General features: G+C 41.1%; 17 protein-coding genes and 1 pseudogene. 9 read left to right on the top strand and 9 right to left on the bottom strand.

The window, feature by feature from the left end:
* Positions 1–87 precede the first annotated feature (87 nt).
* A complete protein-coding gene (gene panP / locus BCU57_RS03625) occupies positions 88–1,737 on the top strand; it encodes a pyridoxal-dependent aspartate 1-decarboxylase PanP (protein ID WP_102436108.1) in 1,650 nt (549 codons plus the stop codon).
* 117 nt (positions 1,738–1,854) lie between these two features.
* Here panP and secF read toward each other — a convergent pair whose 3' ends face one another.
* The 3 genes from secF to BCU57_RS03610 form a co-directional block, all read right to left on the bottom strand.
* Complete coding sequence (secF, locus tag BCU57_RS03620; protein WP_102436110.1) at positions 1,855–2,760, bottom strand: protein translocase subunit SecF; 906 nt, start codon at positions 2,758–2,760, stop codon at positions 1,855–1,857.
* Positions 2,760–4,553 (bottom strand): protein translocase subunit SecD, encoded by a 1,794-nt coding sequence (gene secD, locus BCU57_RS03615; RefSeq protein WP_102436112.1) that lies wholly within the window; start codon positions 4,551–4,553, stop codon positions 2,760–2,762. Before secD ends, secF begins: the two co-directional genes overlap by 1 nt.
* Before the next feature lie 144 nt (positions 4,554–4,697).
* Positions 4,698–5,183: a hypothetical protein gene (locus tag BCU57_RS03610; protein WP_133126421.1), complete on the bottom strand. Its 486-nt coding sequence runs from the start codon at positions 5,181–5,183 to the stop codon at positions 4,698–4,700.
* Between the two features lie 670 nt (positions 5,184–5,853).
* On the opposite strand from BCU57_RS03610, the gene BCU57_RS03605 reads away from it, so the two are divergent.
* From BCU57_RS03605 to BCU57_RS03595, 3 genes are all read left to right on the top strand, one after another.
* Positions 5,854–6,294 (top strand): SirB2 family protein, encoded by a 441-nt coding sequence (locus tag BCU57_RS03605; RefSeq protein WP_102436116.1) that lies wholly within the window; start codon positions 5,854–5,856, stop codon positions 6,292–6,294.
* A 243-nt stretch (positions 6,295–6,537) separates the two neighbouring features.
* Positions 6,538–7,023 carry a VOC family protein gene (locus BCU57_RS03600; protein ID WP_102436118.1) on the top strand — a complete coding sequence of 162 codons (486 nt, stop codon included), beginning with the start codon at positions 6,538–6,540 and terminating at the stop codon, positions 7,021–7,023.
* Between the two features lie 425 nt (positions 7,024–7,448).
* Positions 7,449–8,573 (top strand): dipeptidase, encoded by a 1,125-nt coding sequence (locus tag BCU57_RS03595; RefSeq protein ID WP_102436120.1) that lies wholly within the window; start codon positions 7,449–7,451, stop codon positions 8,571–8,573.
* 954 nt (positions 8,574–9,527) lie between these two features.
* On the opposite strand, the gene BCU57_RS03590 is transcribed toward BCU57_RS03595, so the two are convergent.
* Both BCU57_RS03590 and BCU57_RS03585 read right to left on the bottom strand, forming a co-directional pair.
* The gene (locus BCU57_RS03590) at positions 9,528–10,220 is read right to left on the bottom strand and encodes an SDR family oxidoreductase (protein WP_102436122.1); all 693 of its coding nucleotides are present in this window, start codon (positions 10,218–10,220) and stop codon (positions 9,528–9,530) included.
* A gap of 131 nt (positions 10,221–10,351) precedes the next feature.
* Complete coding sequence (locus BCU57_RS03585) at positions 10,352–11,518, bottom strand: MFS transporter (RefSeq protein ID WP_029235440.1); 1,167 nt, start codon at positions 11,516–11,518, stop codon at positions 10,352–10,354.
* A gap of 192 nt (positions 11,519–11,710) precedes the next feature.
* Here BCU57_RS03585 and BCU57_RS03580 point away from each other — a divergent pair, with 192 nt between their 5' ends.
* The 5 genes and pseudogenes from BCU57_RS03580 (at position 11,711) to BCU57_RS03560 (ending at position 17,069) form a co-directional block, all read left to right on the top strand.
* Positions 11,711–12,592: a LysR substrate-binding domain-containing protein gene (locus BCU57_RS03580; protein WP_017062691.1), complete on the top strand. Its 882-nt coding sequence runs from the start codon at positions 11,711–11,713 to the stop codon at positions 12,590–12,592.
* Between the two features lie 115 nt (positions 12,593–12,707).
* Positions 12,708–13,805, top strand: coding sequence for an alkene reductase (locus tag BCU57_RS03575; protein WP_102436128.1), 1,098 nt, complete (start codon positions 12,708–12,710; stop codon positions 13,803–13,805).
* Between the two features lie 10 nt (positions 13,806–13,815).
* Positions 13,816–14,904, top strand: a complete 1,089-nt coding sequence (locus BCU57_RS03570; RefSeq protein WP_102436124.1) for an alkene reductase — start codon at positions 13,816–13,818, stop codon at positions 14,902–14,904.
* A gap of 68 nt (positions 14,905–14,972) precedes the next feature.
* Positions 14,973–15,914 (top strand): zinc-binding dehydrogenase, encoded by a 942-nt coding sequence (locus BCU57_RS03565; protein WP_102436126.1) that lies wholly within the window; start codon positions 14,973–14,975, stop codon positions 15,912–15,914.
* Between the two features lie 114 nt (positions 15,915–16,028).
* Positions 16,029–17,069 (top strand): annotated as a pseudogene (locus BCU57_RS03560) (IS481 family transposase).
* A gap of 630 nt (positions 17,070–17,699) precedes the next feature.
* Here the strand turns inward: BCU57_RS03560 and BCU57_RS03555 are convergent.
* The 4 genes from BCU57_RS03555 to BCU57_RS03540 form a co-directional block, all read right to left on the bottom strand.
* A complete protein-coding gene (locus BCU57_RS03555) occupies positions 17,700–18,308 on the bottom strand; it encodes a hypothetical protein (RefSeq protein ID WP_102436783.1) in 609 nt (202 codons plus the stop codon).
* 124 nt (positions 18,309–18,432) lie between these two features.
* Positions 18,433–19,170, bottom strand: coding sequence for a hypothetical protein (locus BCU57_RS03550; protein ID WP_102436781.1), 738 nt, complete (start codon positions 19,168–19,170; stop codon positions 18,433–18,435).
* 97 nt (positions 19,171–19,267) lie between these two features.
* The gene (locus BCU57_RS03545) at positions 19,268–19,765 is read right to left on the bottom strand and encodes a hypothetical protein (protein WP_157936425.1); all 498 of its coding nucleotides are present in this window, start codon (positions 19,763–19,765) and stop codon (positions 19,268–19,270) included.
* A 106-nt stretch (positions 19,766–19,871) separates the two neighbouring features.
* Positions 19,872–20,471, bottom strand: a complete 600-nt coding sequence (locus tag BCU57_RS03540; protein ID WP_157936275.1) for a CPBP family intramembrane glutamic endopeptidase — start codon at positions 20,469–20,471, stop codon at positions 19,872–19,874.
* Between the last annotated feature and the right edge of the window lie 1,448 nt (positions 20,472–21,919).

Here is a 21,919-nt window from a genome sequence, read left to right as displayed (position 1 = left end):
GTTAGCCCTCATAATGGCCATGAAAGCGCTTATATCAATATATTTAGCACATTATTGGCCCAAGAATAAAAATGATGGCACCAGTTAATGACCAAACACGACCGCATAGCACAAGCATCAGAGGCAAGTCTTCTGCGTATTTTTACCGTACCTGAAGACGCCGACTCAACCTTAAGCATTATCGAGCAGAAACTTTCTGAAGACTTAGCGGGCTTTTTAGGTAAGAGTATTGCTGCATTAGAAAAGCCATTATCACTTATTGAAACTGACTTTAAAGCGTTTCAAATTCCTGATTCGCCTCGTTTTGTATCTGATTATACTGACGAAATAATGCAAAATCTGGTAGCACACTCGGTGCATACCTCGGCGCCGAGCTTCATCGGTCATATGACATCAGCGCTGCCCTACTTTGTTTTACCCTTATCTAAAATGATGGTGGGCTTGAATCAGAACTTAGTCAAAATAGAAACATCCAAAGCATTCACTCCATTAGAGCGCCAAGTGCTGGGGATGATGCACCACTTAATTTACAGCCAAGACACTGACTTTTATGAGCAATGGATGCACAGCGCTAACTACTCCCTTGGCGCATTTTGCTCTGGTGGCACGGTGGCCAATATCACCGCATTATGGATAGCACGAAACCAGTTACTAAAAGCTGATGGTAATTTTAAAGGCATTAACCGTGAAGGATTACCTAAAGCACTGAAACACTATGGATATGACGATTTAGCCATCTTAGTGTCTGAGCGCGGCCATTACTCAATTGGTAAAACCGCTGACTTACTGGGTATTGGTCGAGACAACATCATCAGTATCCCCACCACTGCGGACAATAAAGTCGATGTAGCGGCCATGCGTCAAACCGCATTAAAGCTCGCCGATGACAATATTAAGGTAATGGCCATTGTCGGTGTTGCTGGCACCACCGAAACCGGTAATATCGACCCACTAGTTGAACTGTCAAAACTCGCCACTGAACTCCAATGCCACTTTCATGTTGATGCAGCTTGGGGCGGGGCCAGTTTACTGTCGAACAAATACCGCTATTTACTCGATGGCATTGAATTAGCCGACTCGGTCACTATTGATGCCCATAAACAAATGTACGTGCCTATGGGTGCGGGCATGGTGTTATTTAAAGACCCAGAGCTTGCACATGCCATTGCTCATCATGCCGAGTATATTTTGCGAGTAGGCTCTAAAGATTTAGGTAGTCAAACCCTCGAAGGCTCACGACCTGGCATGGCAATGCTAGTGCATGCTTGTTTACAGATCATCGGTGGTGACGGTTATGAGATTTTAATCAACAACGGTCTAGAAATGGCCCGTTATTTCGCATCGCACATTGCTGCAGATGAAAATTTTGAGCTCATCACAGAGCCTGAATTATGTATTTTAACCTACCGTTACGTGCCTAAGACTGTTCAACTAACAATTGATAAAGCATTAGCTAATGATGATATAAATACTGTAGAGCGCTGTAATTACCTGCTTGACCGCTTAACCCGCTTTATTCAAAAGCACCAACGTGAACAAGGTAAATCATTTGTCTCACGTACGAGAATAAAACCGGCTAAATACCACCGTGAAATCGTCACCGTATTTAGGGTCGTATTAGCGAATCCGCTTACTACCCATGAAATTTTACATGATGTATTAACCGAACAAGCCAAAATTGCCAAACTGGATAATGAATTTTTACCGCAGTTGTTATCAATAGCTAAAGCTTATTGATTAATCTAGTTTAACTCTTCGACACTCAAAAATAAGCCCACAATAAAGTGGGCTTATTTATATGGGCAATTTAATTAAGGTCCAGTTGCGAACAACCACTCATGCTTGATTATTTGATCATGAGTAGCTGTCCTCGATATCAATAGGGATAACAATATAATCTTTAGGAGATAAACCAAATAGCTGGGGTAACGTCACCGCCAAAGCGACTGATGAACAAGTTCCACAGATAATTCCGACAAATAATGCGATAGAAAATCCTTGTAAACTCGCACCGCCAACAAGCCATAAACTCGACACGGTAACCAGTGTTGTGCCCGAGGTCACCATGGTGCGAGAAAAAGTTGCTTTAACAGCATCATTGATGATGGTATCGGTTTCCCCGTTTGGTTTTAACCGCATCACCTCTCGCACTCTATCAGCGATAATGATTGAGTCATTAAGCGAGTAACCTAAAATTGCTAATAAAGCAGCTAAAACAGTTAAATTGAACTCCAACTGAAATACCGCAAACACACCCAACACAATAATGATGTCAGTAATCAATGCCAATAAAGCTCCTGAGGCTAAACGCCAATCAAAGCGAATACTCAAGTAGCACATAATCAACAGCATACATACAAGCACAGCTAAACCACCCTGCTCGACCATTTCTTGCCCTACCTGTGGACCAACAATACTGCTACTCAAAATATTTATGGTTTCACTGATTGGTGATAAATACTCAGCAATACTGGTGTCACTCACGCCTTCATGGTTATATCGAATTGTCCATTGACCGCTTTCCATTGATTTAATCAATTGCACATCTTGCCCTAAGGTTTGATCTAAATACGCCTTAATATCATTTGCTTGCAACTGTTGATCTAATTGCACCTCAGCAACCACGCCACCAGTGAAATCTAAACCCCAATTAAAACCTTTAAATCCAATAAACAATGCTGACACCAGCAAGAGTAAAATTGATAATCCGGATAGCGCTAAGCGAAATTGAGTAAACTTCTCATTTAATAAATACTTCATTATATTTTCACCATACGACGCTTATCACGTCCCCAAATTAGATTAATGATGGCTCTTGAAAGAAAAATGCCGGTAAACATACTGGTGAGTAACCCTAAACCTAAGGTCAAAGCAAAGCCTTGTATCGGGCCATTACCAATGGAATAAAGCGCAATGGCGACAATCATAGTGGTGAGGTTTGCATCCCAAATAGATGCAAAAGCACTGTCAAAACCACTATTGATTGACTGTGCAAAACTGTATCCCTGTTTCATCTTATCTTTAACTCGCTCAAAAATAAGTACATTGGTATCCACCGCCATGCCGACTGTTAGTACTAAACCTGCAATACCCGGCATCGTTAATACCGCCCTAGGGATCAACGCGATTAACCCGAGCAACATCACCAAGTTAAAACATAATGCCGCATTAGCCACCCAACCTAAGCGCCGATACCATAACGCAATAAAACTTAAGGTTAATGCAAGGCCTAATGCCAGAGCTGCAAATCCATTTTTAACATTTTCAGCCCCAAGTGATGGCCCAATAGTACGTTCCTCTACAATCGTTACTGGCGCCGTCAATGAGCCTGCACTTAACAACAGCGCAAGTTGCTGAGCTTCAGCCAAATTCCCAGCCCCAGTAATACGAAAACGGCTACCTAATTGCGCTTGTATGGTCGCTACACTAATGACCTTACTTTCTTGAATGCTAGCCCCATCATGATTTTGAATAAATTCGTTATAAACTGTCGCCATCGGCTGACCAATATTTGCCCTAGAAAATTGCGACATCTTTTGGCCACCAACTGAATCTAATGACAAATTCACTTCAGCTATCCCCATTTCACCTAAGCTGGCTCTGGCATCAATGATATGTTCACCACCCAGAATCGCTTTTCTATCGATGGATATTGGCATGCCATTATCATCAGCAATAGAAAGTGATACTGCAGAACGCGGCTCAACTAGCGCGTGGAAAGATAAAGAAGCCGTCGCCCCAATAACATGCTTGGCCGCAGCAGGATCTTGTACACCGGGAAGTTCGATTCGAATACGGTTTTCGCCTTGCCTTTGCACTGACGCCTCGGTGATACCCAAGTGCTCTATTCGGCTGCGCATGATTTGTAAATTTTGCTGAACCGTGGTGCTTCGAAGTAATTCGAGCGCATCAGCACGCTGATTAAGCACTAGTATGTTGGCCTTTTTGCTCATCTGCCAGTCGGGGAAACTGGCTTTAATGAACGCCTCGGCTTTGGGTAAATCTTGGCTGTCTCGAAAACTAATTTCAACCCGTTGATCAACCTGTCTACCACGGGCACCTCTGACTTCCTGACCAACATCATCAATAATCATTTGACGGTGAGCAGCATAAACTGGCGCCATGTCGACATCTAACAGAAACTGCACCCCGCCGCGTAAGTCCAAACCGAGTTTAATAGGCTTAAATCCCATACTGGTTAACCAATCAGGTGCTGCAGGCTCCATGGCTAATGCAACGGTTGAATCGCTTGCAAGTGATTGTTCAACGATTGATTTCGCTGCTGATTGTTGGCTGTCATCATCAAGTACAACCACAAGATTAGTGTCCTCTTGTGAAATAGCTAAGGTCGAAATATCTGCAGTATGTAATAAACGAGCAACGTCGGTTGCATCAATTGTTTGAGTGTCACTATGATTAATATGTAGCGCTGCATTCTCGCCATACAAAGACGGTATTGCGCTGAGGCTCATGATCATTAGGGTGATAATTAACACCACATATTTCCATGTAGCATAACGGTTTATCGGTGTTTTATTGGGTGATTTTTTCATATAAATATCTCTGTAATCACAAATTACAGTAGCTACAATTACCCAGCTATCACTAACGAGATTTAATTATCAGTTAGATTAAAGGAGCAAATTGTAGACACTAAAAATATCCAACAAATGTTGGACTAAGCGAAAATCAGAAATTTATGCGAAACGGATATGGTAATGGCTGTAAAGGCTATTGCCGTCTTTCCAGCCTGAAACTCGAGAAGTGGAGCGGGTAATTTTACTTGTCCAGTGCTCAACAAATTTTGGAGTAGCAATGGCTGTGGAGGCAGAATCTAATAACACTGGCTCCATAAAAGCAACCAGTAAGTAATAGTTAGGGATCTTGCCTAAGCCTGCACGATTATCACTGCTAACAACCCTTCTTAGCTCATTTAGGAAGTTAAAATTATCTATATTATCAACTAAAGGCTGCTCTGTAGCAGGTGAAGCCATTGTTGCACTGACACCGTCATCTAGCTCTAAAGCTAAATCTGTCATTGCTATATCAATATTAACGTCGAGCTGAACTTTTTGGACTTCCATCTTGTGATTAAAAATAACCGACTGCTCATCTGCCGTTACTGAGTATGCACTCAACGACAAAATCAATAGCATCATTATTTTTAAGCTACGAACCAACAAGATTCTCATCCTTAATGATAAAAGCGTGACAAATAGTTATATGGAGCAGCATTATAAATACAAAAGGACAATGCCACATCAGCTAATATCCAAGTCTTTACCCCTGCATACTAATTACAATAAAAAATACAATTAAACCAATTTAAAATCATAAGGATAGGCTAACATTAATCTTAATTTAACTTGATAAACTTCTATTAGAATTGAGCCAGGTTATTTAACAAAGCGAACTTAAGAAAAAGGCTCATCATTACTGATGAGCCTTTCGTATTGAATACGGCGTAGAGATCGGGGGGGCTTAGCCAACGAACGACCCCGCGACTTTCGCTTTGCTCTGTTCACGGGGGGCGACGGATATTGATAAAGCCTTAACTGCCAAATTAGAGCTTTACAATGCTAGGCAAGCTATTGTTTATATAGAAAAAAACAAATGATGCGCTTAATTTATTTTTGGTCATCTATTCGATTCTCTACACATCTCGATTTGAATTCCTATCACTGACTGATCTTAATTATCTCTTTTTACGTATTCTCCGATGGTAAACTTTACCTTAAATCAAGTTACTAATTAGAAATACCAATGGGCAATTATAATTAACAATAAATATATCAATTCAAATAACAAGCAAGCTATATTAGTAAAATCAAAAATACTAAAAGGAACACCAGTATGTACATGATAGTTAAGCATACCCACCTAACAATAATCGCGCTCACCTTTATCTTTTTTATCATTAACTTACTATTAACTATGAAAGGCTCTGACAAGGTCAATATAAAGCTACTTAAGACAGGGCCACACATCTTATATACGTTGTTTATCGCGACATTCCTTTACCTTGTTATTGTAAATCCACTGAATTTATACCCCTTCGTTAATGGTTGGGCATCATCAAAACTAGCGGGGTTTGTGCTGTATGTACTCTCAATTACGTTTGCGCTTAAATGGGCAAAATCAAATATATGGCGCATTATAGGCTTTATCAGTGCCACGTTTTGGATAGTAATGAGTGCCAGACTGGGTTTTGCTCATCATCTAAAAACCAAAGGGGTTGAAGATGCTAATGCATACATTGAACTAGGTTACGCAATGTTAACAGCAACCTGCTAGCTCATTGTTTAAATAACTAAGCTAAGCAGGCTCGGCATAAAAGCGTCTGCTTAGCTTTTTTGCTTTTATGCCAGCCCAAACATTCCTAATGCTAACTACATTGCAGTCCAGTCAACTTCATAACATAATTTTATTAACTTTATAAATTTTGATAATTTTATTAGATCATCGGCTCGCCATATACTTCTGCTATCAAAACGAACAAGCAACAGCTTAGCAATTAACGTATAAGGCGAAAATATTATGAAAATGAGTCATGTAGGTATTATGGTTGGTGACATGGATAAAGCCGTCGAGTTTTATACCCAGGCATTAGGTCTTGAAACGGTTATGGGTAAGTCTGAGGTCATAGAAGAAAAACAAACTGCCATTGGTAGAATGTGTATTGCGGTATTTGGTGAAGGTTTTAAAGGCTTCAACATTGCTCACCTCGTCACGTCAGATGGCATCGGTTTTGAATTATTTGAAATGAAAGACCGTGAACAAAAACATACTGTCGACTTCACTAAAATCGGTATCTTCCATTACTCGTTAGAAACAGATGATTTTGAAGGCGTTATCGAGCGAGTTGAAAAATTCGGTGGCAAAGTCAGAATGGACATCATGCGCTACCATCCAGAAGATGATAATAAGCCTTACAAAATGGTGTATTTAGAAGACCCATTTGGAAACTTATTTGAGCTATATTCTCATTCTTATTCAGAAACTTATTCTTCTGAATATGAATAGAAATTAAATAGCCAAAAAATCAGCAACTAACCAAGGTTTGTTGCTGATTTTTTTTGTAATAAACAACCTCGTTTTGGCACAAATCATCTTTGAGCAATGACCACATTGCTAAGAAAACCTCCTTAGCTAGCTTTAGGTATTGTTGCAGCTAACGATGAACCTGCGGGACTCACCTAATGAAAAAAACCTAACAACCTATTATCGAGATATTGAAAGTGAATATCATCTAGCCATGCGGCGTCTGGTGGTATGACTAAACCATGTCAGTCCTTAAGGTGATGTTAACAGGATCCTAGTAGTTGAGGATTTGATCATACATAAACGATTAATACTCCAACGATAATGAGACTACTATAGTTAGATCTTAAACAAGTTCAGCGTTTATTGAACATGTTGAAAGGCGCAAACACTATAGGAATCGAATTATGACTAATAACAAAACCCTTGAGCTACCTGAATTTGAAATCAAAGATTATTCCAATATCCCACAGCGTAAACAGTTTTATCCCGCATCAGAAAAAGCTGTCAATATTGTCCGTGATTCTATGACCATTGATACCCTATTTTCTGCACTATATCCCAGTCAGTGGTCTTCACCTGAAGCGCCAGAATTTCACGATGAAATGGACCGTTGTAAGGCTGCTGGTTTTAAAGTACTTGCAGCATGTCCATCTGCGGACTCGTTAGACGCCTCTGTCGATGGCATCATGAAAGGCACAGATTTTTATCTTAATAAAATGAGAGAACGCCCAGACAGCTACAAAATTATCCGTACAACAAAAGACATTGATGATGCGGTAAAAGAGGACAAGCTTGGGCTATTTTTTACTCACCAAGGCACCCAGATATTTGGTGGCGATGTGGACCGTGTCGCTTTGTGGCGTGAGTTAGGTTATGGCTACTGTCTTTTAGCTTACAACAATCGCAATGAAGTAGGAGATGGTTGCTTTGAACCTGAAAATCGCGGTTTGACCGCCTTTGGTAAAAAGCTGATTGATAGCTATAACCGTTACGGCATGGTGGTAGATGTTAGCCATACAGGCGAACGTACCTCGCTTGATGCTATAGAGCGCAGTAGTCAACCTGTTATTTCTTCGCACTCAGGTGCAAAAGCCATGGCCAATTATCAACGTAGTTTATCTGACGAAGTAATCAAAGCCATCGCAGAGAGTGGTGGTGTATGCTCAATCAATATGGTTGGCGCATTTATGGACACGTCTAACCCAGATATTGTTACCACAGACGCGCTATTCCGTCATGTCGATTACATGGTGAACCTAGTTGGTATTGATCACGTGGGTTTTGGTTCAGACTATATTCCCAATATTAATTTTACTGCCTCAATCATGCAAACCCCAATGGGCGCTGCTGTTTTCCCTGATGGCGGCTATAGTGCAGCAGCAGGTGCAAAGGGCTTCCCTACTCCAGCACCTTACCAAATTGTAGCGGCACTGATTGATAAAATGCTACAAAATGGATATAGCCAAGAGGATTGTGGCAAATTCTTGGGTGGTAATATGTACCGAGTATTTGATCAGGTGTGGCGTTAGTTGATTAATGTTAGTTGATTAATGTTAGTTGATTAAATATTGAGTCGTAAAAAGCACTGCCAGCCCAGTCTAAAGACTGGCGGTGCTAATTTGAATTTAGACATTTCTGAGGTACAAAATCACGCTGTTGTCGATTATTTTAGACTGATCCACGGGTATTTGTTCAGCCACAGATAAGAAATGAAAACCTTTATTGCATAAGGAGTTTGCTAAACAAATAGGTGTGAACTTCACGTTTGGGCGGTTCTGCTCATGTACAAAGCAGGTACATTGTCTGAGTCAATCCTTTCAAGGCCTATAAGTGTTTAACGGTGAACCCTTTGTGGAATACATCCAACCTAATCCCCTTTCTTGCTACGACATTCTTTGCTACCGCCCAAGCTATATGAGCGGTTAAATAAAGAAAACTCTCTTAAAATATGATCGATATAAGGGAGGGTTACAACTTCCGCTGCTTCAACGTATAACGCACCTTACGCGGATTCACTTATGTTCATCTTACTGACTACCTAGCACTCACCCGATTTGTGGTTATCAGGAGGATCGTCCTCTCGCGATTTAGATCCCGAATAGTCCATGACCATTCTTCGTTACATTGTCAGAGCCGCTACTTTATTCAGGCTCATAGGTTCATCTGGTGATACAGATGGTTCACACATTAAGCGGTGAACAGCGCTTCATACGACTTCACGTCGCACGCCCCATTTCGCGTTAAAGTATTTACTCAGCACCAGAGCAAGCTCACAGTTTTTCATTAGAATATAATGTGACCAGCCATAGATGCAGGCGATATCAATTTATAGGATCTCATCGCCATTCCAATCCCAGTCAATTTGGGAAATATCACGGGAGACTTTGTATAAATACCATCCGAGCAAAGCGATAATACAAAGGATTATAAAGGTAAAAAGCATATCATCCCCTTAGAGCTTTCATGTGACGTAACTACAGGGCTTACCATGGCAATTGAGTGCCATCGTAGACAAAAAATGAACCTGAATGTTTAAGTTTTAAATTGTCGATGACATTAAGCATGCCTTTAACACTCTCTTCTACTGTTACCTTGCCTTCCTTGCCACCCATATCGGTTTTTACCCAACCTGGATGAATTGCCATGGTCTTCACTCCCGCTTCGGATAATTCACAGGCTAGAGATTTAATTATTTGGTTGAGGGCCGCTTTTGATGCTCGATAGCTGTATCGTCCCCCTGAGCGGTTATCATCAATACTGGCCAGTATTGAGGTCATCCCGATTATGGTTTTATCTTGGCCGGCTAGAATATTATTGAGCAAGGCCTGCGTGATTAACATGGGTGCGATGGTATTGACCTTTAACACCTCTAGCCATCTTTGCTGATCCATATTGCCTAAGTTGTCACATCCTTCACCACTCACCCCAGCATTATGAATAAGTACATCAATAGGTTGCTCTTTAAACACCTCAGTTAAAGCGAGAATATCTGTTTCATGACTAACATCTAGAGCATAAGGGCGAATGCTTGAATACTGTTGTGCTAACAGGGTTAACTCATGCGCTGAATCAATATCGCGACAGCAAGCGATGACCTTGTAATGTCGCTGTGCATATTGCTTTGCAAGCTCTAATCCTAAGCCACGATTAGCTCCAGTAATAAAAACGGTTTTCATTGAGTGCCTCTTATCAGTTTCAATCTTGTCTAATACCAATCAATATAAGTTGCGAAAAGCTGGCCAATGCTGCTGCATTGACCAGCTCTAAGGGTAAGAGTCGTGTTTATTTCATTAATACATTTTTACCATTAACTTTCTGCACGCTTATCAAGACGACCACTAAAGCGGGTCAAAGCAAGCGCTATCAGTACAACTACTGCACCTACCCAAGGTGTATGCATTAAGCCTGCTTCAGCGACAACCATCCCGCCGCCCCATGAACCAAGTGCAATACCAACGTTAAAGGCGGCAATGTTTAAACCGGAAGCAACATCCACTGCATCTGGTGTATATTTTTCAGCAAGTTTCACTACATATACTTGTAAACCTGGAACATTACCGAATGCAAATGCCCCCCAAACTAAAATCGTGGCTACCGCGGCAATAGGGTTAACGGCGGTAAAATTGAACACGATAAGCACAGCTGCAAGACCAGTAAAAATAATGCTAAGGGCTTTTATTGGGCCCATTTTATCGGCCATTTTTCCGCCCCAAATATTACCAATCGCAACTGAGACTCCATAAACCAACATAATTAAACTAATTGCATTCGCACTAAAGCCAGTTTCTTGCTGCAAAATAGGAGCAAGGAAAGTGAATGCAGTAAAAGTGCCGCCATAACCCAGTGCAGTAATCGCATAAACCAGTAATAATCTAGGTTGAGTTAATACCTTAAGCTGCGATGAAAGCTTAGCTGCAGCAGGTTGTTTTAAGTTATTTGGTACTAAGAAAGCACTACCAATTAATGCGATTAAACCTAATAGCGCAACAACTAAGAAGGTTGATTGCCAGCCAAAGGTTTGACCTATGTATGTCCCAAGCGGCACGCCTGTGACTAACGCCACGGTTAAACCAGTGAACATAATCGCAATGGCGCTGGCGGCTTTTTCTTTTGGTACCAGACCGGTAGCAATGGTTGAACCAATGGAGAAAAATACACCATGGGCTAAACCTGTCAAAATACGAGCGATAATCAGGGTGTTATATCCAGGTGCTTGCCATGCAACTAAGTTACCGACAACAAACAGTGACATGACGGTAATCAATACGTGTTTACGATTCCACTTTCCTGTTAAAGCCGTTAAAACCGGGGCGCCAATGGCAACACCAAGTGCATAAAGGCTAACCAGCAAGCCTGCTGAAGGCAGTGATATATTTAGGTCGGAAGCCATGGTCGGGAGTAGCCCCACGATCACAAACTCCGTTGTTCCAATAGCAAAGGCGCTGAGCGTCAATGCAAGAAGTGCTAAAGGCATAATATTTACTCTCTGTTGTTTGAAAATGACCAGCAATAGCCGATGTATTGGTCGCTATGCCGTCGCGTTGTTAATTGATGGGGGGCATTTTGCATTAAAGATGTTTTGTGAAAAACAGAGGTTTTTACAAATGATATTTGTTATAAATGCAATAAAGCTGATGAGCGATTGGATAAAGTTGAGGGAAATAGCATGCGAACAAAATCTGATGATTTAGCCATTTTACTAGCTGTAGTCGATACCGGAGGTTTTTCAGCGGCAGCAGAGAGCCTAGATATCCAAGTCGCGCGAGTATCCAGAGCGGTCAGTAAAGTGGAGAGTCAACTTGGGGTCACTATTCTAAACCGAACCACTAGACGTATTGAATTAACCGATGAAGGACGCCAGTTCATTGACTCTGTGCGGGTGGGATTAATGCAATTACAGCAGGCGGAAGAAGATATTATTTCCCGTGGGGAATTGCCCAAAGGCCGTTTACGTGTCGACGCGGCTAGTCCGTTTGTGTTTCATCAACTGGTGCCATTGGTGCAGTCATTTAATCAAGCCTATCCCGATATTGAGCTAGAAATAACTTCCAATGAAGGCATTGTGGATTTACTAGAAAAGAAAACCGATTTAGCAATCCGTATTGGTACCTTGAGCGATTCAACGCTACATGCTCGGTCGCTGGGTCGAAGCCCCTTGTATATTGTGGCTTCACCAGAATATATCTCAAAACGCGGGCTCCCCACTAAAAGCAGCGATCTTGCTCAGCATAATCTCATTGGATTTGTCGCCCCCAAAATTTTGAATGACTGGCCTTTAAAAGGTTTTACCCAACTAGACGCTTTGATGTCATCAAGTAATGGCGAAACCATTCGACAAATTGTGTTGGCAGGAAATGGCATTGCATGTCTATCAGGGTTTATGGTGAATAAAGATATTGCCGAAGGACGTTTAATCTCGCTGTTGGAGAGCGAAAAAATCAGTCATCCACGAAGAGAACAAGTCAACGCTGTGTATTATAAGACTTCTTCTGTGGCCAAGCGGATCTCCGCTTTTATTGATTTTATTAAGCCAAAGCTAACCCTGTAACCCGCTTAAACAAGCTGATTGTTGCAATTTATACAAATATTATTTGCCTTTATTGCTATAAATGATTGGTGACTCATTTGCTAGTATGCCCCTATCAAATGAAGAGGGCTCAACTATGTCACTATCACTATTTAAACCATTCACATTGGGTGGACTCACACTCAAAAACCGCATTGTCATGCCACCGATGACGCGTTCAAGAGCCAGTCAGCCTGGTGATGTCGCAAATGACATGATGGCAACCTATTACGCTCAGCGTGCCAGTGCAGGATTGATTGTGTCTGAAGGTACGCAAATTTCAGCGACGGCAAAAGGCTATGCATGGACCCCAGGTATTTACACACCTGAGCAGATTGCTGGTTGGCGTAAAGTGACAGACGCTGTGCATGCCAAACAAGGCGCTATTTTCGCGCAGCTTTGGCATGTGGGAAGAGTCACTCACCCAGATAACATCGGTGGTAAGCAACCGATTTCTTCCTCCGCATTAAAAGCGGAAAACGTCAAAGTATTCGTTGATAATGGCAGTGATGAACCTGGTTTTGTTGACGTCGTTCAGCCTAGAGCGATGACAAAAGCCGATATTCAGCAAGTGATCGAAGATTACCGTCAAGCCGCATTGAATGCCATTGAGGCAGGCTTTGATGGCATTGAACTGCATGCCGCTAATGGTTATTTAATTAACCAATTTATTGATTCAGAGGCGAATGATCGCACTGATGAGTACGGTGGATGTCTTGAAAACCGTCTTCGTTTTCTTGATGAAGTTGTAACTGCAATGGTCGATGCCATTGGCGCTGATCGCGTTGGTGTGCGCTTGGCACCTTTAACAACCCTCAATGGTACTGTTGATGCTACCCCTATTGAGACTTATACCGCTGCCGCAGCGTTACTCAATAAACATCATATCGTGTACCTACATATTGCTGAAGTCGATTGGGATGATGCACCAGATACACCCGTCTCATTCAAACGTGCAATGCGCAATGCTTTTCAAGGCGTGCTGATCTACGCAGGTCGTTATAATGCGGAAAAAGCAAAGCAAGCTATTGATGACGGACTGGCTGATATGATCGGCTTTGGTCGACCTTTTGTGGCGAATCCCGATCTTCCTGAACGTCTACTTCACGGCTACCCATTGGCAGAGCATGATCCAAACACCTTGTTTGGTGGTGGTGAGAAAGGTCTGATTGATTATCCAACGTATAAAGCTTAAGGGGGTAAGTATGTTTAAGGTATTTAAAGGTCACGGACTTGAGACTAGAAACCGTATCGCGATGGCGCCGATGACTCGTTCACGCACGTCTCAACCTGGTGATGTACCAAACGAGATGATGGCAACCTACTACCGTCAGCGTGCCAGTGCTGGACTCATTGTATCAGAGGGCACCCCGATCTCAGCGGCTGCACGAGGTTATTCGATGACTCCGGGCATTTATACCCCAGAGCACATCGAAGGCTGGAAAAAAACCACCCAAGCTGTGCATCAAGAAGGCGGGAAAATATTTACTCAACTTTGGCATGTGGGGCGACGCAGTCATTCTGATATTTCAGGTACTAAGCCGTTAGCCCCATCAGCGATTAAAATCCCAGATCAAGTATTTGGCCCACTAGCTGAAGGTGGCTTTGGGATGATTGAAACTGAAACGCCACGGGAGATGACGCTGCAAGACATTAAGAGCACGATTGCGGATTTTGTACAAGCGGGCAAAAACGCCATTGAAGCTGGTTTTGATGGCGTGGAAATTCATGCTGCGCATGGTTACTTGTTTGATACCTTTTTACGCTTGGAAAGCAACCAAAGAAGTGATCAATATGGTGGCTGCCAAGAGAATCGTATGCGCTTTCTGGTTGATACCTTACAAGCACTTACTGACGAAATTGGTGGGGAAAGAGTTGCGGTTCGTCTGTCTCCTCATATCGGAGAGGGTTTTGCTGGGGATGATGTTGAAATTGTTCCGCTAACGTTAGCATTGCTGGAAAAACTACAACCGATGAACCTTGCGTATGTGCATTTTTCAGAAAACATATCACGCTATGTAGAGGTACCTGAAGAGTTTCGCCAACAAGTTCGTCGAATATACTCAAACCCAATTATGATAGCGGGTAAGTTGACTAAGGAGTCAGCGCAACAGTTACTCGACAAGCAGTATGCTGATTTCGTTGCCTTTGGTACCCCTTTTGTAACGAACCCTGATTTAGTCGCCCGTTTGGCCAATGATAACCCACTGGCCGAGTTTGATGCTGACGCAAGACTCACCTTGTATGATGGCGGAGCCGAAGGCTACATCGATTACCCTACTTATCAGGCATAGCAAAACTAGGCATCAAGGACTAACCACTCCTTGGTGCCTTCTCCTTTCTTTAAGCAAACGAGAATGCGATGGAACCCTATCAAATTTGGCAATATCAAACAGAGACACACAGTATCATTTTAGGTAACGCTAAAATACCAGCTTTAGATGACAATGAAATCTTAGTACAAAACAAAGCGATTGGTATAAACCCTGTCGATTGGAAATTTATTAAAGCCAATCCTCTAAATTGGCCGAATGGTCATGTTCCTGGTGTTGATGGTGCAGGCGTCATCGTACACGTAGGCTCTAAAGTTGACACCAGTCTCATTGGGCGTCGAGTGGCGTATCATGGCTCACTAAATCGCCATGGTAGCTATGCTGAATATACCGTTTTGAATGCTGAGCGAGTGATGACGCTGCCTGAGAGCCTATCATTTGAACTTGCAGCAGCGCTACCTTGCCCGATGCTTACCGCATGGCAAGCATTTGAAAAAATTCCATTAACCCGACAAAGAGAAGTGCTTGTCGTTGGTTTTGGCGCGGTGAATAATTTGTTATCCCAGTTCCTTCTCGATGCGGGTTATATCGTTGATGTTGTCTCAGCGAGTCTGAGCGAAGATCGAGCCCAAAAGCTAGGTATTCGCCAAGTTTATCGAGAGCAATCTCAAATCGACATGAAATACTTCGCCATTTTTGATGCCGTGAGTGGCGAAAATGCCGCCCATTTAGTGCCACTGTTAAGAGCGAATGGACATATTGTCTGCATTCAAGATCGTATTGCTAAACCCATTGACCCGCCATTTACTCGCACTATTTCTTACCACGAAATAGCCCTTGGCGCGTTACATGATTTTGGTGATAAACAAGATTGGCATGCATTAATGCAAAATGGTGAAGCGTTACTTGAACGAATTACTAAAAGTGATGTTGAAATTAGTGAGCCAATCACATTTAATTTTGGACACATGCCTGAGTCATTGACACATAGTGAATTTACAAAACTAAAAACGGTAATTACATTAAGTTAAACCGCACTAATTTGTATTAGTTTCGACTTGATCTGACATTCAACTTGAAAAAGTGAGAGTTACCCGTTTTGATAAAGGTGTCGAATCTTTTAATCAAAACCAAAGGTAACTCTCATGTTGCATACTAACAATCCAATCATTAAACACAAAGCAGGTTTACTCAATTTAGCTGAAGAGCTGGGTAACGTATCTCGAGCATGTAAAGTAATGGGTGTCTCTAGAGATAAATTTTATCGCTATCAAGAACTTGTTGAAGATGGTGGTATTGAAGCCTTAATTGAAAAGACACGCAGAACACCTAATCTGAAGAATCGAGTTGACGAAGCGACTGAACAGTCAGTAATTAAATATGCTATCGACTTTCCGGCTCATGGCCAACATAGAACCAGTAATGAACTGCGTAAGCTGGGGATATTTGTGTCAGGTAGTGGTGTTCGCTCTATTTGGCTTCGCCATAACCTAGAAAACTTTAAGAAACGGCTTAAAGCATTAGAGGACAAGGTCGCCAATGACGGAATTATACTAACCGATGCCCAAGTTGCTGCTCTTGAAAAGAAAAAACATGATGATGAAGCATGTGGCGAGATAGAAACTCATCATCCAGGCTACCTCGGCTCACAAGATACGTTCTATGTCGGTAACCTAAAAGGTGTGGGTAGGATCTACCAACAGACTTTCGTCGATACTTATAGCAAGGTAGCGTTTGCCAAGCTCTATACGACAAAAACACCAATCACCGCAGCAGATATGCTCAACGATAAAGTTCTGCCTTATTTCGAACAACACGAGCTTCCTATGCTACGAATATTGACTGATAGGGGAACAGAATACTGCGGGCGAGTTGAGCAGCATGACTACCAGTTATACCTAGCAATAAATGATATCGATCATACAAAAACTAAGGCAATGTCACCGCAAACGAATGGTATTTGAGAACGGTTCCATAAGACAATTTTGAATGATTTTTATCAGGTTACTTTCCGAAAAAAGCTATACGATAATTTAGAAATGTTGCAAAAAGATCTAGACGCATGGATAAATTACTACAACAATGATCGAACTCATCAAGGCAAAATGTGCTGTGGTCGAACGCCACTTGAAACATTATTGGATGGGAAACAGATTTGGGCAGATAAAAATCTAGCTCAAATCTAAGCTGACAGACACCATAAAAAATGGGTAACTGTCAGATCAAGTCTGAGCTACTACAGCTAAACAGATACGAGTGAAGTACACGTTAATAGGAGCTCTGCTGATGCGAAAAGCAGGGATATTGACTGAGTCAATCCTCTCAAGGAAGATAAGTGACTATAAAACAGGCACTTCAAACACTAGACAATAAAGTAGTTTTGAATTGATAGTATTAATCTTCAATATTTTTAGTAAGTTAAACGAAAAAAGGCTCATCATTTCTGATGAGCCTTTCGTCTTGAATATGGCGGAGAGATAGGGATTTGAACCCAAGGCTTCCGTATTAAATTCAAAATTAGTCGCTTAGTTTCAATTACTTGCAATTAAATAGTGTAAATAGAAGCTGCAATTGCTAACTATGATTGACTATATTTCTGAATGGCAAAAAAGTCAACATTCTTAATGATTAAACATGGTAATTCCATGCATAGAATTCTTAAAAATAGTTAAACTACTAACTCATTTATGGACAGAAATCATTTAGAGCTAAAACTCTGAAAGCAACGACTTCCATTAGGTAAAGTATGGTGACCTGATATGTGGTAACGACCAAAGCAACGGCCGCACGTTAGTGCGTCAGATTGCCTTTGTTTGTTAGCTTTTGATGTGTGGGATTTTTACTGCCAGAAGTAATTTTAAATGCTTTTCGGTGCTCTTGCTGACAGATTCGCTCACCACACACCCTTTCCAGTTTATATCAAAAGCGTCATGGCTCTTCCATTTTTCATACGCATCTTGCATATTTCTATCATCACTTAGCCACATTGATGCCAGCATCACCCTATAAATAGCGTTGGTTTTGCTTGCTGAGACAACTGGTTCTGACTCATCTATCTCTATCAGTCTTTTTGTGTCATTTCGTATCGATTTAATTGCAATACTTGAGTTAAAAGACCCTCGTGTCTTTCCTTGTCTTATCCGCTTTGCTTCTAAAAGAATAATTATATTTTCATTTTTTAACTTGATTGCAGCATCGAGCCTAGCTGACCGCTTTCGCTTTTTATGAAGGCATTGTACCTCAGTCCAAGCAACAACATTGTCATAACCAGATAAATTTTGCAGAGCTTCAATAAAAGTCAAAACATGATTAAATTCATGAATGCCGCCATTGCCTTTCCCTGGAAAATACTCAGACATTCTGTGTTCATGGATTTCATGGCACTTTATAACAGCCCTTTCTAGAAGCTTAACAACACTGCTCAATGAGTTCTCCTTAACGTGATAAGAAAGCTAACGCCCTAATAATGGGCAAAAAATTGTTGGCTAAAATGTTGAGGAACGAAAACCGCCAACTGTTTTTTGTCCTTATTAATTAGCTTGTTAGCATTCATTCGACGCCAATCAGTTTAGATAAACTATTACCTGTTAGTTGATCAACTTGCTTTGCCGTAGATACAGTTTTGTTGATGCCATCTAGAAACTTAAAGTACTTCTGAATGAATGTCTTTGATTCTTCTTTATCAGCAGAACCTTTGATTTTTTCTTTATTTAGAAAAAGAGAACCAAGGTTTAATTCAAGCTCTGTTTCAATTCCATCAATGCCTTTTATTTTATAAGCAATTAAAGCTTGTCTTAAACTTTCTAAATTTCTAATTAAGAGAAGTTTTAAAGATGTTTCTAGATGTGAGTTACTTACACTATCAGTTAGCTCTTCAAGAGCTTTTTTAATTTGATCTATTTCTGTGGCTTTTAGAGAAGTAAAATTAGCTTCACGATTTAGTCTATCGGAACAGAATTGAAGTCCATAGATAGTGGGTTCATCAATTTGTTGTTGCCAGCTTTGCCAATTAGCATCTAGGTTGATTTGAGACAGCATTGCTTCAATTTTGATAAAAGGCTTTAAATAGATCTCATGATCAATGTTTTCTATATTTTGAATTTGAGACTTAGTTTTATACGTAAGCTGTATTAGGTCTGCTAGCATTCGAAGGATAGTACCTGTATCTGTCACTTCGATACCAAATATATCAGCCCACACCTTTCTAACTTTTGTATTAGGTGGCTTTTTCTTTGCTTCACTTAAAATGTCAAAAAGGCGACCTGCTGGCTCTGTCTTAACTTCCATGATTACAAACTTCTCCGAAATTATTTTTGAATGCTAACGCCTTGCTCGCCGGTAAATTGCGAGTGAAGCGAGTAATTTATCCGCGTGCAGCAACTTGTTAGGAGATCCATATCCGGCGCCCCAAAAACTGCAACGCAAAAAGTGCAAACCCTAGAATACCGACAGCGCCAGTATGGGTTCTTAGCTGCACCCATGTTAAAAATTTAACCGAATACTCTAAAAACCAGACGATTAGTTGGTATGGAAAAAATCCGGCAATAAACGGCACTATCAATAAGCCCAGAATCGAAAGTACCCAATAAACAGGAGCGCTTTCTCTCAAAAATCCAATAACATCAATATTGTAGACGTTAAAAGCGGAGAAAATAATAGCGAAACCAAGAACATAGAAGCCAAGTAAGAAAAAATTTACCATATTTCTTTCAAAGAAGCTTAAGTGAGAATCATCATCTACAAATGTAATTCTTGGATTTAGCCGAGATATCAATGGCCTTAAATAGCCACCTACCAGAACGCTAAGATTTTCTACCTTGATTGCCTCTACGGCCAATAGAAAGACTGCTAGAAGTTCTACTGTGTCAAAAATTACTGCCAACTTCGAAATCTCCTAACGCCGTTTTAAGCGGCAAATTGCAGTTGGCTAAAATAAGTGAGGCACGAACAAAAAGCCAACTGTAATTTGTCCGACTTGAAAACCCTTGTTAGGTGCGCTCTTTCAAATAGCCCAACTTATTTAATACTGCTGACTTTATTAAGCCTGGTTCGATTAAACCAGTAACTATTGTGTGTGCGATAATGCAAAGAGCTAAATTTCTATCGCTCATTATGTAGATAAGCGCAAGACCAGAACCTAGGAAAAAAGTATAAAAAGTAGCATTTATAGCCGCTGATAAAGCCTTACCACCCCATACTAAGTGTGCGGTTCCAAATGCTATACCAGAAATAATTATTTGAATGAAATCACTGAAACCTTCTTCTTGAAGGTAATCCATCAATATTTTTCGAAATAATATTTCTTCAAAAAATCCAGAAACTAAAGCACCTAGTAGAGCTAAATATTTTAGTTTATTAAACTTAAACATGTGTTCGCGTACATTAGAGATACTTGCCGCCCCCCAAACATATGAGATAACAACCAAAGCGGCTATGCCCCATGACACTATGCCTACATTTGATAATGTCGCGAAACCAATGGAGCCGAAGAAATTATCAGACGTAATAATCCAGTAAAGTAAAATTCCTCCTTGAACTAGAATAATTGAAGATATTACCTTTAAAGTTTGATTGTCAGCAGATTGCATGGAACCTCCTTGTGCACCTAACGCCCTGCTAATAAGTGAACCGAGTGCTGGCGGGCGATTTGCTCAGCAAATGGCATGACAGCCTTGGTGAATCTGAATTTAGCTGCTTGTTAACTTACGTCACACTGACTCAATCACCGGCTTAACCACGATGCCACCAATAATAAACAGCATCAAAAAAGGAACTGCATGACATAAGATCAATGGGTGTTTTGCTACAGAGTCCCTAGTCGGGATGAAAAAGTAAGGGTCCGCTCTAAGCAAAGCCTTATATAGGGGCATAAGTATCGGCTTAATCCATGTATGAAAGTAATATCCACTTATGGCTACTATCTGTACTTCGACAAGTAAGAGAAATAAATCAATTCCAATAGCGTCAATAAACAAAACTAAAGACATTAGCTCAGGGTTAAGCAATAGCCCCCCATGACTAAGATTGTCGCTATTTTCCAAGCCCACTTTTTGATATCCATTAATCCTCCATGATTAAGTAAGTTAACAGCTTATTCAATAGCAGCACAATAATGTTCCAGGCTGCTCAATTCAAACTTCAAAGGTACCACCGCTAAGTCCCTGTTGTAAATCGAATATTTTCGCGAATACGTAAGTAATGCTCAAAATATTGCCGGAGAAAGAATGCGTCTTTGTTTACGCGGTCTATACAACACTTTAAAAAAATTCGCAGTAGATTGATATGTATGGGTTTTCTCGAATGTTACAAAATTATCGATGCGTAAAAAGCTCATTTTACGCATCCTTTGGCGCCAGAATTATCTCAATTTGGAGAAAATCAGTTATACCTGTATAGGCAACCAGTCATTTGGACGACAAGTAAGGCGGTCATAATCGATTATAAAAAGTGTAGTGGTATAGCGAATTTGGCCACTCTATTGAAGGTGATATTAGATTATTGAGGGTAAATACAAATGACTAAACCTCGAGAGATATCCATTTCAAACACGTTTTGGGGCAGAAATGATCTACACACGCCCCTATCACTTTCGAATAAACACACCCGATCATCAAATATTATATTCAAGTCGCTCAATGTATTTGAGTCATGCCCTAGCCTGAACATTCTTGCCATAGCGGCCGTAGGTGATGTTTGGGTTTGCGTGGCCGACTAGTTCTTCACATGCTTTTGCTTTTGCTTTTGCTTGTGGCTTTTGGGGTTAAGGGGTACTCCCCTTGCCCGAGTACCTATCCGACCTTTTTGGAACAAAAAGTGGGATAGGTACGTACCGGGTTACTATGTTGTCCCACTTTTTAAGTGGGCTAATCTTTTTCGCAGTCTAGACTGCGATGGCCTGCGTTTTTCGCACTCGCTGAGTGCTGTTTTACAAGCAATTGAGCCATGCCTCTAGCGCCTAAAGTTTCGAATTCTGCGCTATGGTATTAACAATCTCAAATACAGCCCTATAAACACGTCAAAACGACCACATACCGCT

The organism is Shewanella sp. 10N.286.48.B5 (genome assembly GCF_002874355.2).
Lineage (GTDB): Bacteria > Pseudomonadota > Gammaproteobacteria > Enterobacterales > Shewanellaceae > Shewanella.
The sequence above is the reverse complement of the archived record's forward strand: the minus strand, read 5'-3'. Positions and strand labels throughout refer to the sequence as shown.